At 61.4% G+C, this 15697-nt stretch carries 24 protein-coding genes; 5 read left to right on the forward strand and 19 right to left on the reverse strand.

Features of this window, described 5'->3' with window-relative positions; all coding sequences use genetic code 11:
* Window positions 1–6 precede the first annotated feature (6 nt).
* The 9 genes from R1W01_RS06125 to R1W01_RS06165 form a co-directional block, all read right to left on the reverse strand.
* A complete protein-coding gene (locus R1W01_RS06125; RefSeq protein ID WP_317275110.1) occupies window positions 7–300 on the reverse strand; it encodes an addiction module antidote protein in 294 nt (97 codons plus the stop codon).
* A gap of 81 nt (window positions 301–381) precedes the next feature.
* On the reverse strand, window positions 382–1413 hold the full coding sequence (locus R1W01_RS06130; RefSeq protein WP_317275111.1) for a major capsid protein: 1032 nt from the start codon (window positions 1411–1413) through the stop codon (window positions 382–384).
* A gap of 115 nt (window positions 1414–1528) precedes the next feature.
* Window positions 1529–1900 carry a head decoration protein gene (locus tag R1W01_RS06135; protein ID WP_317275112.1) on the reverse strand — a complete coding sequence of 124 codons (372 nt, stop codon included), beginning with the start codon at window positions 1898–1900 and terminating at the stop codon, window positions 1529–1531.
* Between the two features lie 16 nt (window positions 1901–1916).
* A complete protein-coding gene (locus R1W01_RS06140; protein ID WP_317275113.1) occupies window positions 1917–3263 on the reverse strand; it encodes a S49 family peptidase in 1347 nt (448 codons plus the stop codon).
* Window positions 3260–3520: a hypothetical protein gene (locus R1W01_RS06145; RefSeq protein WP_317275114.1), complete on the reverse strand. Its 261-nt coding sequence runs from the start codon at window positions 3518–3520 to the stop codon at window positions 3260–3262. The genes R1W01_RS06140 and R1W01_RS06145 overlap by 4 nt, the downstream gene beginning before the upstream one ends.
* Window positions 3517–5139, reverse strand: a complete 1623-nt coding sequence (locus R1W01_RS06150; protein ID WP_317275115.1) for a phage portal protein — start codon at window positions 5137–5139, stop codon at window positions 3517–3519. Before R1W01_RS06150 ends, R1W01_RS06145 begins: the two co-directional genes overlap by 4 nt.
* 5 nt (window positions 5140–5144) lie before the next feature.
* Window positions 5145–7208: a terminase gpA endonuclease subunit gene (locus R1W01_RS06155; RefSeq protein WP_317275116.1), complete on the reverse strand. Its 2064-nt coding sequence runs from the start codon at window positions 7206–7208 to the stop codon at window positions 5145–5147.
* Window positions 7114–7611, reverse strand: coding sequence for a hypothetical protein (locus R1W01_RS06160; RefSeq protein WP_317275117.1), 498 nt, complete (start codon window positions 7609–7611; stop codon window positions 7114–7116). Before R1W01_RS06160 ends, R1W01_RS06155 begins: the two co-directional genes overlap by 95 nt.
* 3 nt (window positions 7612–7614) lie before the next feature.
* Window positions 7615–7905, reverse strand: a complete 291-nt coding sequence (locus R1W01_RS06165) for a hypothetical protein (RefSeq protein ID WP_317275118.1) — start codon at window positions 7903–7905, stop codon at window positions 7615–7617.
* 24 nt (window positions 7906–7929) lie between these two features.
* Between R1W01_RS06165 and R1W01_RS06170 the strand changes: the two genes are divergently transcribed.
* The 5 genes from R1W01_RS06170 to R1W01_RS06190 all read left to right on the forward strand — a co-directional run bounded on the left by R1W01_RS06170 (window position 7930) and on the right by R1W01_RS06190 (window position 9637).
* A complete protein-coding gene (locus tag R1W01_RS06170) occupies window positions 7930–8112 on the forward strand; it encodes a hypothetical protein (protein WP_317275119.1) in 183 nt (60 codons plus the stop codon).
* 11 nt (window positions 8113–8123) lie between these two features.
* Window positions 8124–8408: a hypothetical protein gene (locus R1W01_RS06175; RefSeq protein WP_317275120.1), complete on the forward strand. Its 285-nt coding sequence runs from the start codon at window positions 8124–8126 to the stop codon at window positions 8406–8408.
* Window positions 8409–8510: 102 nt separating this feature from the next.
* The gene (locus R1W01_RS06180; protein ID WP_317275121.1) at window positions 8511–8858 is read left to right on the forward strand and encodes a hypothetical protein; all 348 of its coding nucleotides are present in this window, start codon (window positions 8511–8513) and stop codon (window positions 8856–8858) included.
* A 15-nt stretch (window positions 8859–8873) separates the two neighbouring features.
* Window positions 8874–9275 carry a hypothetical protein gene (locus R1W01_RS06185; RefSeq protein WP_317275122.1) on the forward strand — a complete coding sequence of 134 codons (402 nt, stop codon included), beginning with the start codon at window positions 8874–8876 and terminating at the stop codon, window positions 9273–9275.
* Between the two features lie 92 nt (window positions 9276–9367).
* Window positions 9368–9637, forward strand: a complete 270-nt coding sequence (locus R1W01_RS06190) for a DUF3489 domain-containing protein (protein WP_317275123.1) — start codon at window positions 9368–9370, stop codon at window positions 9635–9637.
* Window positions 9638–9661: 24 nt separating this feature from the next.
* On the opposite strand, the gene R1W01_RS06195 is transcribed toward R1W01_RS06190, so the two are convergent.
* From R1W01_RS06195 to R1W01_RS06240, 10 genes are all read right to left on the reverse strand, one after another.
* Entirely contained in the window at window positions 9662–10093 is a 432-nt protein-coding gene (locus R1W01_RS06195) for a VanZ family protein (protein WP_317275124.1), read from the reverse strand.
* A 97-nt stretch (window positions 10094–10190) separates the two neighbouring features.
* Window positions 10191–11522, reverse strand: a complete 1332-nt coding sequence (locus R1W01_RS06200) for a site-specific DNA-methyltransferase (RefSeq protein WP_317275125.1) — start codon at window positions 11520–11522, stop codon at window positions 10191–10193.
* 451 nt (window positions 11523–11973) lie between these two features.
* Window positions 11974–12507 carry a hypothetical protein gene (locus R1W01_RS06205; protein WP_317275126.1) on the reverse strand — a complete coding sequence of 178 codons (534 nt, stop codon included), beginning with the start codon at window positions 12505–12507 and terminating at the stop codon, window positions 11974–11976.
* Between the two features lie 180 nt (window positions 12508–12687).
* Entirely contained in the window at window positions 12688–13071 is a 384-nt protein-coding gene (locus R1W01_RS06210; protein ID WP_317275127.1) for a type II toxin-antitoxin system death-on-curing family toxin, read from the reverse strand.
* Window positions 13068–13292: a transcriptional regulator gene (locus R1W01_RS06215; RefSeq protein ID WP_317275128.1), complete on the reverse strand. Its 225-nt coding sequence runs from the start codon at window positions 13290–13292 to the stop codon at window positions 13068–13070. Before R1W01_RS06215 ends, R1W01_RS06210 begins: the two co-directional genes overlap by 4 nt.
* Before the next feature lie 501 nt (window positions 13293–13793).
* A complete protein-coding gene (locus tag R1W01_RS06220; RefSeq protein WP_317275129.1) occupies window positions 13794–14084 on the reverse strand; it encodes a CcdB family protein in 291 nt (96 codons plus the stop codon).
* Entirely contained in the window at window positions 14072–14326 is a 255-nt protein-coding gene (locus R1W01_RS06225) for a type II toxin-antitoxin system CcdA family antitoxin (protein WP_317275130.1), read from the reverse strand. Before R1W01_RS06225 ends, R1W01_RS06220 begins: the two co-directional genes overlap by 13 nt.
* A gap of 134 nt (window positions 14327–14460) precedes the next feature.
* Window positions 14461–14886, reverse strand: coding sequence for a DUF6362 family protein (locus tag R1W01_RS06230; protein WP_317275131.1), 426 nt, complete (start codon window positions 14884–14886; stop codon window positions 14461–14463).
* Window positions 14876–15079 carry a hypothetical protein gene (locus R1W01_RS06235; protein ID WP_058122440.1) on the reverse strand — a complete coding sequence of 68 codons (204 nt, stop codon included), beginning with the start codon at window positions 15077–15079 and terminating at the stop codon, window positions 14876–14878. The genes R1W01_RS06230 and R1W01_RS06235 overlap by 11 nt, the downstream gene beginning before the upstream one ends.
* Before the next feature lie 5 nt (window positions 15080–15084).
* Window positions 15085–15573 carry a hypothetical protein gene (locus R1W01_RS06240; RefSeq protein WP_317275167.1) on the reverse strand — a complete coding sequence of 163 codons (489 nt, stop codon included), beginning with the start codon at window positions 15571–15573 and terminating at the stop codon, window positions 15085–15087.
* Window positions 15574–15697: the final 124 nt, after the last annotated feature.

Raw genomic sequence — 15697 nt, forward strand, 5'->3', positions numbered from 1 at the left:
CCGTCGTCAGGCATTATTGGTTGGGCAGACCCCGAGTTGAAAGCCAAGGGCTCTGACTACCGTCAATACCAGTGAAAATGGCGGGTCATTCCCATCACGAAATGCCTCGAGCATCTCAGAAGGTCTCATACCAACTTGTTCCGCTATGCCTTCGGGGCCGCGTGCACGGATTACGTCGCCGATGGCCGCGATGATCACCAGAGCGTCACCATCATCGAATGCAGCCTCCAGATAAGCGTCTTGCTCGACACGCGTCAGCAGATGTTCCTGAATGTCCCAGTCCGTGATTTCGTGAGGCATATTGCTGCTTTCTGCGGTGCGGCCAGCATTACGTTGCTCTGGATGTCATTCAAACGCAACGCCTCTTCCGGTCCTGCTGGATCACGTCCGCTTACCGGGGATCAGGACCCGCGGGCGTGTGCAGTAATGCAGCGCGTTCATCTGGAACTCGAGGTTCACGCCTTTGCCGTTCTGCATTTCCCACTGTTTGCCGTAGAGGCGCTGGCCAGGCGTGTTGACCGTCTCGATGTAGTCCGCCGGAGCGTAGACTGTGCGGAAGAGCCCAGGCACGCCCGAGGGCACGAGATGGCATTTGTCGGTGTCAATGCCGACATTTTGCCCACCGCGATAGTTCATCCAGGTGATGCCGCCGAACTCGAAGGCACCGTAGATGCCGGAATTGCCTGCATTGATATAGGCGTTGCGCAGCGAGGCAGCGTCCGCATAGCCCTTGTAGGTTTCGCGCACCTCTTGATGGGCGATGAGATCGTCAAAGAAGGCGTCTCCGCAAAGCGCCATAATGCCCGTATAGGGCAGCCCGTCGAGGATGCCGGCCATCTGGCGGATGACGCCCGCGCATTTCTTGCGCAGTGCCCCATCGGCGGCGCTGGCATTATCGAGGTCGAAATCGACCACAGCCTGCTGGCTTTCGCCGAATTCAGTGAAATAGTCGAAGAGGACCGAGCCATCGGCATCGAGCAGCTGGCCGGTCTTGAGAATATTCAGCCGGTGGTATTCTTCCGTGAGCGCGAAGAACTGGCTCGCCTCGGCTGCTCGGTCTGCGATTTTCTGCTGCAGCCGCTCGACGGCCACTTCTTGGCCAAAGGCGCGGACCTGCTGCACTTCGTCGGCATAGATCGCGTCATCGACCTGAAAATGCGGCACCTTGAGCATGCGCACGGCGCGCTTCGATTTGTCGAAGGTCTGGCCAGGCCCACCGCGTGGGCTGGCCGAGACCAACATGCGGTTTTGCTCTTTGTCCTTCTCGATCGCAATGTCGAGCGTGTCGATGCTGGTTGTCTGGAACAGACCCATCTGGCCGATGCGAGACGGGGTGTATTTGATCTCACGAAGCGCGTCCGTGAGGCGCATGACGCTGAAGGCGTCCTGACTGAAGATGTTGAGGATCGACATGGGAGGTCCTTTATTGCGTCGGCGCGCCAGTGACTGGCCACGCGAGATCGCCCCGCTGCCCGTGGGCGCAGGCGATCGATTTCAAAATGTAAGGAATGGGGACAGTTGGCGGTGGTTACCGCACGATGATCCCGACAGCCGCGAGATCGGCTTGGGCGGCTGCCTTTTCCGCCGACTGATCGCGGTCCGGATGGTAGGTCAGGATCTTTCCGTTGACCTCGGCGTCCCGCGTGATGGCAGCGATATCAGCATCACTAGCGGTGGCGTCACAGCCGTAGAGCGCGATTGCCCCGGCAGTCTGACTGCCATCGGTCGCGCCGACGGCACTGGCCAGATATTTGCCGGTCGCGGTGATTTTGCCGAGCACGGTGCCAGGGGCGATGATGCCTGCGCCGCTGGCAATGGTGATGTTTTCCCGAGAGCGCTGGCCATTGGCCTCAGCCATCAGGAATTCGCCGGGATGCCGGCCTTCGATGAGAACGGTCATGGACTGCCTCTCCTATTCAGCTGAAACGCGCATTGGCCTGGGTAATGGCTTTCGCCCACCCGGCCGCATTGCGTTCAGATCGGTTGCGATGATCGGCCGGGGTTTCGGCCCCGAGTTCGGCCTCTCGCGCGGCACGAGCAGCGATGGAGGCGGAGGCGTTGGCTTTTGGCGATGCTGCCAGCACCTTTGCCGCGTCGGCTGCCGTCATTTCGGTTTCGAGCGCCAAAACGAGCGCTTGCGCCTCACGGCCCTCCGTTTCCGGCGCCGTCAGAATGGATTTGATGCGCGCTGTGGCCTCCGTCTTTCCGGCGGTGACACCAGCCGCATGGGCCTCGGCGCGCGCTGCCTCGACAGCTGCCTGCAGATCGGCCGGGCTAATGGCAGAGACATCGCCCTGCTGCGCCTCACTTTGGGGTGTTTTTGTCATAGATCCTCCCTTTCTCTGGGGACTTGCCCCGGAGGGCGGTTGCGAGAGCGCGGCGATCACCTCCTCGAGGCTGGCCATACGGTCAGCGAGGCCCTGGGCGATGGCATCGGCTCCAAGATAGGTCCGGGCTTCCGTCGCCCGGATTGCGTCCGCGCTGATCCGGCAAGTGCGCCCTTCGGCCACGAGACCCACGAACTGGTCATAGATTTTCATCACCTCGGCCTGCAGGTCTGCGCGGACAGCATCTGACAGCGGTCCAAATGGGTGGCCGTCGACCTTGTGGGCACCAGCATGGATGAGCGTCGGCTTCACGCCGCGGTCCTCTAGTTCGCCCGAGCGATCGAGATGGGTCAGCACCACACCGATCGAGCCGACCATGGACGTGGGCGAGACGATGATTTCCGAGGCTGCGCTGGCGATGCCATAGGCGGCGGAGGCTGCCACATCGTTGACGAAGGCCACGACTGGCTTGGTCTTATTGACCGCGCTCACCAGCTTGGCCGCGGCGAACATGCCTGTCGCCTCGCCGCCCGGACTGTCGATATCCATCAGGATCGCACGAACATCAGGGTCGGCTTCCGCCTCGCGCAGCTGCGCGGCAATGCCCTCGTAGGACACGAGACCCGAACTCGCCCCAATCCAGGCGCCGCGGTTCACGAGGCTGCCCACGATCGGCAAGATGGCGACGCCGTTTTCCACGCGCATGGACCCGACGCCGCCATTGTCACGGCGGTATGTGCCGACAAAGCGGTTGGTATCCGGCGTGATGGCTTGCAGCGGCTCAATACCAATTCGTCCCTGCAGCACGTGCAGGATCAGATCGGCTTTGTCTGGGTGCAGGAGCAGCGGCCGGTTCAGAACGCGGCCCGCAATCTGCGCGAGAGACGGTCCCGCTGCAGCGACGGCCGTCTGTTTGATGTCGGACGGTTCCGTCACCTCATCCCTCCTGTTCCAAGCGCAAAGCGCCGTGGCCCGCGGCCCTGCAGTTGGGCACATTGTTCTTCAAAACCGCGAATGACCGCCAAAAGCCGATCGGGATGCGCCCTGTGATAGGTGACGGAGCGTTCCACGCCGTTTGATCCGGCCCGAAAGCGCACTTCCATGGCCCCTTCGCCGGCGACAAGCCGGACATAGATCTGACGAAGGTTGGCAGCGGCGGCGCAAGGATCCGCTTCATCGATGCTGATCGTCATGCCTCGGCCTCATCGCCTGTGTCGTCCTGTCCATCTGCGGCCGCATTCGGGCCACCGCCCTGCGCGCCCATCATCTGCGGCTCGGGGAGGCCGTATTCCGCCCGCAGCGCCTGTTCTTGGGCGAGTTGCTGGTAGACATCGTCCACATCCGCCCCAAGATCGGTGCAGATCATCGCGTCCGACATCACGCCGAGCCGTTTCCACACCTCGTGCGCCTTGGCTTTCTTGAGATCATCAGCCTGTGGTCTTGGATCGCCGCGCCATTCTGCGCGGCACGCCGCCGTGCGATTGGCCAGGAAGCCGGCAATGCCGCCCGGGAATGGCAAACTGCCCGCCTCGATTTCTTCTTCCAGCCAGGCCTCGTAGATCGGCTGGCAAAACGGCGCCATGATGTTGCGCCGCCGCGCCTTGGTGATGGCGAAGATCTCTGTCGTTGCCGCCTGCAGCGACGAGTATGTCGCGCCCACATTGTCGCCCGTGGCGCTTTCATAGGTCAGCCCCAGGCACCGCGCGAGTTCTCGCAGCAGATGCATCGAGAAGGCGGCGTAATCTGATGACGGATGGTTGCTCGTGTGGAACTTCAGCTCCTGTCCCGGAAAGAGGTGGGCCAAGCGGCCATTGATCCCCACATCCAGCGTACTGCCGTCATAGTAGCCCGCGACCATTTCGATATAGGCTTCCATCGGCGAGATGCCTTGCGCCAGCATCTGAGCCTGTTCCTGTGGCGTCAGCAGGCCCTGCAGCACCTGTTCCGTCGGTTCATCTGAAGTGATGGTCACCGCAAATAGCGTCTGCACGATCGCCGCCATCAGCGTGGCATCCGCCAATTGGTCAAACTGGCGCGCCACCTGCAGGGCCGGCACCAGAGGTGAGATGCCCCGATGCGTGCCAGGTGCACCCTCGAAGATATGGATCACACGCGGCCGGCCCGCGGCATCGCGGGCGCGCACGTCATATTCCACGTCGTGTTTGAACAGGTCCTTGCGGATCGCGCGGTAACCCACCGGCATGCCATCGGCATCCGTATAGATCCCGTTGATCAGCCGCCGCATGCTTTCCGTCTTGCGCGATAGGCGCTGCGGCGGCAGCAAGCGCACCTTGGTGCCGTAACGGTTCCACGGCCGCTTGCGCCAGGGCAGCTCGGCGAGGATTTCGCCCGTCACGAGCCAGGAGCGGAAGGCAGCGGCCTGCATCTGCCCGAACGTGCGAAGGCCTTGGATATCGCATTCCTGAGCATTGCGCGCCCATAGTTCAAAGCGACGCTCGACCGTTTTGGCCCAGTCCGAGGCTTGGGCTGGCGTCAAGCCAAAAGTCTCGTTCTCCGGCAGTGCTTTCAGCTGGAGCCCGGTACCGACGGTGTTGGCCACACATTGTTCCAGCGCGCCGGCCAGCCAGCCGCTGTTGTGCAGAAGGTCGTTGACCCGCGCGGCGGCATCGTCCCAGGCCTCACCAATATCATCCTGGGCCTCGCGCAAAGCCGGCTTCCAACCCGCAAAGGTCACGCCCCGCCCGCCGCGCATGTATTTGCCGGAGGGTCTGGGGAGGCTCATTCCCTCCGGCCCCGCTGGCTGAGGCAGGGCCTCGGCCAGCAGGTCTTTCAACTTTGCGATCACGGACATGTGCGTTATCCATTCAGCCTGCTGCCATGGCGGGCAAACCGCCCGCGCAGAGCGCCGCTGCCGCCGCGTCCTGGGGAGGAGCGCGATGCCGGCGGCGGCGCCTTTGATCGATCAGGCTCCGGCGCGCTCACCAAGGTTGGGTCATGCCCGTCGGGCACTGCGGCCTCGAGGGCCGTTTTGCGTTCCACACCTTCCGGGATCCGCTGGACGTTCAGCGTGAAGCCGATGGCCGCGCAGAGCGCCTCGCAATCGAGAAAGTGGTTGTTGCGCGAGCGTTTCACCCAGACGGGCTTGCCCTCAGCCACGACACGTGCCTCTGAGGTCAGCTGCTTGCAGTAATCCTCCGAGACCGACTCATGGACATGAAACGCCCCCGGCTGATCGGCCGGCGTGCGAATGCGCGACATCACCAACGACTTGAAGAAATCCGTCGAGAGCGTCACCAGATCGATCGAATAGAGTGCCTTCTTGCCATCAGGCTTCACCTCGATTTTTGAGACCCGATACGGTGGGCTCTGGACATCCTTCCCTTTGGTCGGCGCACACAGCCAGCTGTAGCGCCGGCAAAACTCATAGACCTTGTGCTCATTTCCGAGCTCCGGCTTATCTGGCCGGAACCCGGAGTCAACAAACACCTTCTCGATCTGCATGCCGCCCACCGGCGTCAGCATCAGATCCGCCAGCGCCGACCAGACATCGTCATCCTCCGTGGGCCCATAAAGCTGACCATTGTCGATCAGCCAGGATGTGCCCCGCGCCCCGAAAGCCCGGATCACATAGACCAGGCTAAACTTCTGCACGTCGACGCCCATGACGAGGCGCAGGCCACCTGCAGGGACATCCCCCGGCCGGTAGGGCTGGCGGCGCTCCATGATTTCTTGCCAGTCCGGCACATCGCCCGAGGCGGTCATGGCGTAGCATTCGCCAAAGCCCGCATTCATTGCCGTCTGGATTCGGTCATGATCACCCGACTGTAGCGCCGTCAGATAGGTTTCCGCGCGCTGACCCCAAGTGACGAAGGGCGAGCAGAGCCCCGATGTCCACATCGACAGGGTCGAGCTGTCGGTGGGCGCGCCCACGACATGAGGCGCATCATCTCTCAGCGCGACGGTCTGCCCCGGCGCCACCATTGCACCGCGCGCGTTCATCCAGACCTTATCGGCCTCAGAATGCTGACCACCGCAGCGCGGACATTCCAGTGTGGCGACCTGTTTGGCCTGCGCAGGCGTCGCGCGGTCGGGCCAGCGTAGCTGCTTGAACCGCGGAATGAAGAACTCCTCACAATGCCGGCACGGCCAGGCCCAGTGATGTCGCGTCCCCTCCTGCCAGAGTTTCCAGATCGGGCTTTCGAGATCGTCCGGTGCTGATCGTGCCCAAAACTCGAGGCCACTCGTATCATCCGGCTCGATTTCCACGAGGCCCCGCGCTGGTGTGCTGGTGATCGCCGTGACAAAATCGGCATAGGTCTCGCCGCGGGCCTCTACGAGGCCAAGAACATCGCCTTGGCCTTTCACATTGGCCATCATCTCATCGTATTCGTCGATCAGCGCCAGCGCGGCCGGGTCGGACTTCAGGGCCGTGGAGGAGCCCGCATGCGCCAGACGCAGCCGCACGCCTGCCACATGCTTCAGAGTTTTCTTCATCCGGCGGCCGCGCACCACCTTGTTCGCCAGCGTGTCGGCCTCATCCAACAACGCCATCAGCCGCGGTTCGAACTGGTCGGTCAGAAACTCTTTCGTTGGGCCCACATAGAGGATCGGCGCCGGGCGCTGATCGAGCCGCGCGCCGATGATATCGAGCATGCTGTCGGTCTTGCCCGACTGTGCCGAAGTCACCGCCACCACCCGGCGATAACCACCGCGATGCACCGCCGCAGACCACGGGATCATGTAGGGCGTTAGCCCCGGATCACGGGGGCCGGGAATACCGGCGGTTTCTGGATAAATCCGGTGTGCCGCGGCCCAAGGCGCCGGGTCACGCTTCTCGCTCGGCCTCCAGATCGCCGCTGCCAGCGACCAGAGCTGCGCCTGCTTTGTCGGCCGCCCCTGCAACACGTTCAAGCGCGCCATCGATCACCTCTTCGAGCGCGCGCCGCGCCTCCATATCGCGCGTGTACCGCGCGGCAAGCCCGGCAAGCTCCGCCCGCACCAGCGCCGCCATCTCGCCTACCACGGCCTTTGCATCCTCCATCGGGATCAGTTCCCGGCTGCGTTCCTGAATCCTGAGTTCAATCTCGCGCGTGCGCGCTTCCGTAGCCCTGCTTGCCACAGCGGCCTTGTTGTTTTTGGAGAGTTGGTCCTCGTAATAGGCCAGCGCCCCGCGAATGACGCCCACCAGAGTGTATTCCCCGCGCTGTGCCCGATCCATGTAGCCGGATTTGACAAGGCCCTGGACCCAGCGGTCCGATCGGCCCAGCAGGGCTGCGGCTTGGGATACCGTGATGGTTTGGCCTCGGGGTTTGCCGTCTGACATGGCTCAGAGCCTCCAGCGATTAAACAGCCGGCGAAGGACGTATCCCCGGGCCAGCGATACAGCTGTGAAGATCAGCCCAAGACCGAGGTTCTCGACCACTCCGACGCGCAACCCAAAGGCCGGAAACACAGCGAATTGTGTGGCAACCGCCAACGCGTAGCCTACCACCGTGTTGGTCACAGCCTCGATCAGCGACCCGCGTTTTGATTGCGCCATGCGGCCCTCTAAAGCCATGTAATTGCTGCGATTATAGTGGATATACTCAGCCTTCAGAGCGAAGATTCCTTGACGCAAACGACGCACCCAAGGACCTCGCCCATGACCATCGCCGAACGTTACAACGCCGCCGCCAACAAACTCCTGCCGCATATGGCTGCCGACCTGGAGGTCGATCCGGCCATCACGGATGCCAACCACATCGACGAGATTGTCTTTCGCCGCAGCGAGTACCTCGGCGGCATGGCCGTCGCGATCCTCGCCATGATCGACCAGCCGAACTGAGGGACCCGACGATGAGCACCCGCGCACAGATCGCAATCCAGACTGGGCCCGAAGAATGGGCCCATGTGTATATTCATTACGACGGCTACCCCGCCCACATGCTGCCCGCGCTGGCGGCCTGGACGCCTGAGGACATCCTCGCCGCTCGGGAAATCCGACAAGTTCGGGCTGACGAATTGGACTGTTTTGATCCGCCCCGCGCGCCCAGCATCCTGCCACGACCGACCTGCGAGCTCTCGCATCTCTACATCTGGCAAGACAGTGGCTGGGTCGATTTTACGGACCACGCCGAATGATCAATTAGCAACAATAGAACGCTGTTTTTGCTACACTTTTCGGCGCAGCGGAGCGACTCTAACCTCACAGAACGACACGCAACACAGTCCACGGAGCCCGCAATGACCAACCCCACCGCCACCCTGATCGCCGACTTTCGCACCCGCGCAGATGAGATTGACCGCCTGCTGGCCCCAACTGGCTGCGCCACGATCGCCTCGCACAACTGGATCGTCATAGACGATTTCGGGCCGCTGACCTTCACCTTGACGCCCGAGGGCAAGAAGCATCGTGCCACCTGCAGCGGCCATGGCAGCGCGCACAAGGTCAACCGCTTCACCCGCGAGGACGCAGAACGGCTAGCCGCCGCCTGCAATGCCCGCATCGCCTTCTGGGCCGATACTGCGCGCGATGAGGCCACAACACTGCGCCAGCACATCGCCACGCTGGAAGCCGCAACAGCGGCCTGAACCAAGGATTGACCTATGACCACCGCCACCGTCCATCCCAGCCGCAACACCGATTACGGGTTCTTTGGAACCCTGACCACCTGCCCGGAGCGCGACAGGCGCACGGGCGAGGTCTGGATCCTCGCTAGCCGGCTGATCGCCCAAGCCGTCAACGCCAGCTCCGAGGAAGAGATGATCGGCATTCGCGACTTCCTTGATAGCCGATCGGGGCGACATTTCGCGGACGAGGTGGTGGGCGCGCTCCAGTGCGGTGCACCGGATTGCGAAGCCGCGATCGCCGCCGCAATTGCAAAATGGCAGGACTGGCGCATCAGCCGCGCGACAGAGCGCAACGACGGGATACCCGCCGATCTGCCTTACCTCACGGGCTGGGTTCAGCATTTCGCCGTCACCGCCAGCATGGACGAGCAGCACTGAACCAGCGCCAAACCGATCCAGCCCGCCCGCGTGGCGGGCTTTCGGCAGTAGAAGGCGTTGCATGCTGCCGCGCCGAACTGCCGGAGAAGATCATGGCAAAGGCCGCAAAGACCACAAACCCCGAAGCGCTTGCAGAGGAAGAAGCCAAGGCCCCCAAAGGCCCTCGTGTCACCAAACAGCAAATCATGATCGACATGCTGTCACGCCCTGAAGGCTCCACCATCGAAGAGCTGGTCGAAGCGACTGGCTGGCTGTCCCATACTTGTAGAGGTGCCATGTCCGGCGCGCTGAAGAAAAAGCGCGGGCTGACCATCACGTCCGAGAAGGAAGATGAGCGCGGGCGGGTTTATCGATTATCTTGATCGACGCCGCCTCGCTCGTGCTGTTTATTTCGACCTCGAACGCGATGGCTGCAAACCGTCGCCGGTTAGAGCGGCATCCTCGGCGAGCCATGCCGCGGTCATGGGGTCGTCTTTGTCGTTCAGTCCACTTGACCTGCTAAGCCATAGTCCAAGCTGACGCGCAACGGTCGCCCCGAGGATGGCACCAATCCCGTCTGCGACGAGATCAGCCCATTCGGCCTGCCGGCCAAAGAAGGGTTGGATCATCTCGATCATACCACCGTAGGCAATGACGCCCAGAATAACCCAGACTACAAGCCGCGGCCGCACGAGCGGCAGCGGGAATGCGAGGCAGGCAAATGCCAGAACGTGGTAAATCTTGTCCGACCCCGCAGGGCCGCCAGACGGCATCGGCGCCAGGGTGAGCACGGCAATGACCACTGCGAGAACGATTGTCACCGCGCCCCCGATCGTCATTCGTCTCAGTTTTGTTTGCCCTCGCGCCACACATCGCTCCTCTGGGTGAATGCCCATCAGCGCGATAATCGCATGGAGTGTCAATGGCGTAGCCCGCTCAGCCGTCCATTTTGGCATCAACAGGCAAGGTCTCGCCGGAGTTCAGTGCATCAAAACTCTGGCCGCTGCTTTCCAGCACGGCGGTCTCGCCCGTGAACTCCTGCCAGCGGCGCACGATCACATCGACGTATTTCGGATCGAGCTCGATCAGAGACGCGTGGCGCCCTGTCTTTTCGGCCGCGATCAGCGTGGTGCCACTGCCGCCAAAAGGATCGAACACCAGATCACCCTTGCGGCTTGAATTTCGGATCGCGCGTTCGACCAGGGACACCGGCTTCATCGTCGGATGCAGATCGTTCTTGTGGGGCCGCTCGATGTTCCAGACATCGCCCTGGTCGCGATCACCACACCAGTGGCGCTTCACACCTTCGGGCCAGCCATAGAGGATCGGCTCGTATTGCCGCTGGTAGTCCGCGCGACCCAGTGTGAACCGGTCCTTTGCCCAGATGATGAAGGTCGACCAATGGCCGCCAGCGGATTTGAACGCGTATTGAAGTGTCTGCAACTCGCTGGACGACATGCAGATGTAGACTGCGCCGTCGGTGTGCGCGTTGATCAGCACGCAGGCATCGTAGAGGAACTGCCCGAAACCTTCGCCCAGGGCGTCGTTCTTGATCCGCCGCCCCTTGCCGGCCTTTTCGGCACCGACACCGCCGGCGTAATCCACGTTGTAGGGAGGATCGCAAAAGCAGAGGTCGGCTTTCACATCGCCCAGCACCTTTTGCACGTCGGTGGCAACCGTGCTGTCGCCACAGAGCAGCCGGTGCTTGCCCAGCACCCAGAGATCGCCCGGCCGCGTCACCGGCGCTTCGGGCACCTCCGGCACATCGTCGGGGTCCGTCAGGCCGCCTGTAGTGTCGATCAGCGCGTCGGGCAGGATTTCCGCCAGGTCCTCGGCGCTGAAACCGATCAGCGACATATCCTCAATCCCGAAATCCTCGCGCAACTCCCCAATCTCGATGCGGAGCATCTCCGGGTCCCACTCGGCGATTTCCGCTAGGCGATTGTCAGCGAGCGTGTAGAGCCGCCGGTCTTCTTCCGACCAGCCACGGGCCACCATCACCGGCACCTCGGCCAGTCCCAGCTGGGCCGCTGCCATCAACCGGCCGTGGCCTGCGATGATCGTGCCATCCTCGGCCACCAGCATCGGGATGGTAAAGCCGAACCGCTCCATCGATGCGGCGATCTGATCGATCTGCTCCGGCGGATGCTGGCGGGCGTTTTTCGCATAAGGTGCAAGATCGGCCACCTGCCACATCTCGACCTGCGCCGCGGGCCAGGCCTGCGGGGTGATTTTGGATTGGGCTGTCATCGGATACCTGTCGGACATGGGGCAACGCCCCGCTGAACCGAAACGAACCGCAGGGGGGCATTTCGGTTCGCGGCAAGCGAAACGTCCATGTTTTATTGGGTTTCGGCGCGTCTGAGCGGTGGTCAGCTTGCGCGAAACGAAGTGGGTTTCAGGGGGGGGCATTTCGCCAATTCGGGACCTAGGTCCTTGATTTCATTGAGGCGGACCCTCTTTGAAACGAAGCGAAATGGATTTTTGAAACGAGAAAAAACGCTCAATTATCGCGAGGCGGCGGCCCCGCATCGAACTTTCTCTAGGAAGGGACCCAAGGGGTCCCCCGTCTGTCTCTGTCGTAGCCGGTCAGCACGCTGATTTGGCCCTTGCAAGTGTTTTATCGCGGCCAAGACTCGCGGTCCAACAAATAAATGTCCCGCTGTTTTCTTTTCTTGTTGCCATTGGAAAGACTCACCTTTTTTGTCCCGCTCGGCCGTCACACGTCCAAAAGCTGCTCAATTTGACGCGTGGCCTCGGCCAGCACATCGGGTTGCGCAGCCTCAAATGCGTCGCGTGTTGCGTCCTGCACCATCTCTTTCGGGATGGCTGGGCCGAACATTTTCCGTATCGGCAGCCGGGCACTCCCCTCGCGCACGAAGGCGTTGCCCGCAAGCGACCCAACGAGGAAAGCACTCTCGAACCGCTGCCAGCGCCCCCAGGGCTTGGCACGCACGCCGTAGGCAAACTGTCGTGGGCTGAAATGCGACAGGCCCAGATAGTCGCCTCGGGCCTCGATCGTGTAGGTCAGGTTCGAGAACGTCGACCGAATCGAGCGCGTCTCGCGATTGATGAGCGCGGCCTTCGCGCCGGTCTGTTGCCGCAGGGCACGTCGCACTTGGGTGCGGACCTTGCTGCCTTCGCTGTTCAGCGCACGATTGAAGGCCCGTGTCGCTGCCTGTTCGCCCAGTCGGGCGACCGCGGCTTCGAAGTGAATGCGGGTCTGATCGAGGTCGCGGATGATGACATTCACGGACCCTGCCTCCCACGCACACGACACCGAGTATATCCGTTATTTAGCCTCTCACTCAGTGGATGTCTCGCCTTCCGATGTCCCGCTGAAAAATGTCCCGCTGGAACAATAGGGGTTGACAGAGCGACCAGGAGTCAACTGGCCGCAGTCATCATCAACTGCGCAAGCCCACCTGCCGCGTCAGGAAGAGTTTCGAAGCCAGTCGGCGACTTCGCTCTCCAGAAATTCACCCGCGGCCAATGCGACAATCATACGGTATTTCTCTTCAGCAGGCGCGTTGAACTCTGCCCCATTGACCTTCAAAAATAGTCGCATAGCAATCAAAGCGGTCCGCTTATTTCCATCTGCGAACGGGTGATTGCGCGCGAGACCGAACCCATAAGCAGCGGCCAACGCATACAAGTCTGGCGCGGGCTGGCCATAAGCAAATAGATTACGCGGCTTATCGAGCGCAGACAAAAACGCGCCTTCGTCACGCATACCATCGAGCCCACAGTGTTCCGCAAGTTGTCGCCGGTGCGCAGCGATCAAGACATCTGCCCGTAGCCAAATTGGTTCCTTCATTTGGCAAGCTTTTTCAGGACATCACGGTCTTCACGCATGATCTCTTCAGCAAGTTCCATCTGTTGAGCAAACTCGGGGTCGTAAGGGCTCAGCTCAATCCCATTAGGGGTTTCCGTGACATAGAGCATGTCCCCTTTGCCGGAACGAAGCTTCGCCAATAATTCTTTTGACAGCACGACACCGACGGAATTGCCGATAGTAGTCAGTTTCAGGGGTTGCATGACAGGCTCCCATCAAGAAATTATAACAAGCATTATAACGTCAAGCCCGAGCAGTGTCAATGTCGCCGCCCATGATGTTCGGTCCCAAGCCTGCAAGAAGAACTACAAATCAGCGGCAGTATGTGCGACCGTTTACCAGCCATGTGATAGGAACCGCGATGAACGATAGGCCCCTTACGACCAGCCGAGCGCAGCGTTCTCAAAGCCGTGATGCGGCGCCAGAGCAGCCGGGCTTAACAGCTGTTCCTGCAAAGACCTTCAAAAGCCTGCTAAGCTCAGCTCCGGTTGAAGGCATCGATCTGGATCGTCAGACTGAGGTCACGAACTGAGGCGCTGCGCTCGCCCAGCAGGACGGCGCCCAAGCCACTACCCTCACGCAAGTGCCTGAAGGGGTCAAGCCTACAGCGTTACTCAGTCAGACTTGCCAAATTTACCGATGCGGGTCTTGACCACGAAAAGCTCCATGGTGGCTCCCGAAAGTTCATTGTCACGCAAAATGGGCTAAACGCCCGCCATCAACACGTCAATCGCGCGCGTGATCTGATCCCCTTGCTCTGCAATATTTCCAGTACGGCGCAAACTTGCCCGGCGCACCGCCACAATCAAACGGGTTGCAAGAACAAACCTGCGGCCAGCATACACGATCTCAGGATTTAGTAGCCGAACGGCTGGGTAATCAGACAAAAGAGGGATCACGACGACCGAGGGGTCCGGCGGCAACAGGTCACTTTCGACCACGACCATGGGAACACCTTTGTACTCCGCAACATCGAAGCGCATTAGCTGGTCCAAGATGAGCCTCCGGGCCCAGAAATTATTTCTGCGAGAGGATGCCCATTCTGCTCGTGCCAGCTGGCTTGCGCTGCGAATGCATCGGCATTCTCTTCAAGCCAACGCTGCTGCCGAGCTTCTACGATTGCCTTTACAAGGGCCGCCTCGGCAACAGCTGATACGTTGATTTCAAGTTCCTTCGCGCTGTCCAGCGCAGCTGCATCAAGCGTGAGAGACGTCTTTCGTTTGGCAACAGCTGTCATGATGCTCCACTCCATAATATACCGCAAGGATATACCGCCAAAGGGTGTGGCGCAAGCTCTGTAACAAGCAGCCACTTCCGCTGCTAAGTCTGTGTTATTTGAGGCGCCGCGCCAGCCCAGCACGGCGCCCAGCATCATACTGTTTGCTCAATCACGAACTCCATCGACCGTTTGCGCGGCACGGTCCGGCCGTTGAGCTTCCAGACGATCACGGCCAGCCCGTACTCGTGCCGCCGATTAGCAGCTGATCGGCTGATGCCGTGGTGCCAGCTGATCTTCTTCCAGGCGTCGCGGTTGGCGCGCGCCCAGAGGATCTGACCGATGTCCTTGTCCACCCACCGCAGCCAAAGCATCGCCTCGTCCGCCTGCGTGATCATCCGCGGCGATGGCAGAGGCTTTTTCATCTTTGGTTCTTGCTCGACCTGATCGGCGAAGGTTGAGACGTATTCCGGCCAGGCGCTAACGTAACCCTGCGGGCGGACCGGTGGCATGGAGCGCATCACGTCGGCAGCAAGGTCCAGTCGGTCGGCTACCATTGCCCGTGTCCATTCATCGGCCATGACGTACCTCCTTTACGGCTGGCAGCTTGCCATAGAGTTTTTCGCCCAGCTGACGAACCAGTTCGCGTTCCGGCCAGGTGAGCCGATGATCGTCAAGTGAGACCGCGAGCATGTGCTGCTCGTGCCAGCCATCGCGCTTGACCTGGTCAGGGTCACGGCGATTGCCGCCGTACCCCTTGGGAGTGAAGCGCATGCCCATCAGGCCAGCCCTCCCTGCGTTTCAATCGCCCAGAGCAAGATTGCGATGGCATCCGCCTCGTTGTCATCGGTCGGACTGAAGCCACGCATGCGCGCCGCATCGATCATGGCCTGCTTGTTCGCATTGCCCAGGCCCGTCAGAAATTTCTTGATCGTGCCAACTGGTACGCCTTGGTAGGGCACACCGCGTAATTCCCCCCAGCTGGTCAAAACCGCCAGCAGACCTCCAAACACGTGGGCTGCGTCAGTGCCCACGTGCCGACGCACTTCTTCAAAGTAGATCACCTCGATCGGACCGGACAGCCTGTCGATCTCGGTCAGCCAGTTGGTGAAGCGCAGGTAGCGCATGCCGCCGCCGTCGTAACGGCCCGGCTTGAAACTGACGGTGCCGCTGGTGATGAGGCCATCGAAGCCACGGATGGCCCAGCCGGTGGTGGTGCCGAGGTCAAGCGCAAGGATCGTGCGTGAAGGTTCCGCCGGCATCGGCATTTTCGGGGTTGCGCCGACATCGGCGCTGGCGAGAGTCAGGTCAGCCATGTGTGGTCTCCTTTTCTGGTGGGCTGCTCGGGTGGAAGACGACGGCGGTTGATGCTTGGCGGTACCGGCCGCCGTC

The organism is Shimia sp. FJ5, from assembly GCF_032918335.1.
GTDB lineage: Bacteria > Pseudomonadota > Alphaproteobacteria > Rhodobacterales > Rhodobacteraceae > Shimia > Shimia aestuarii_A.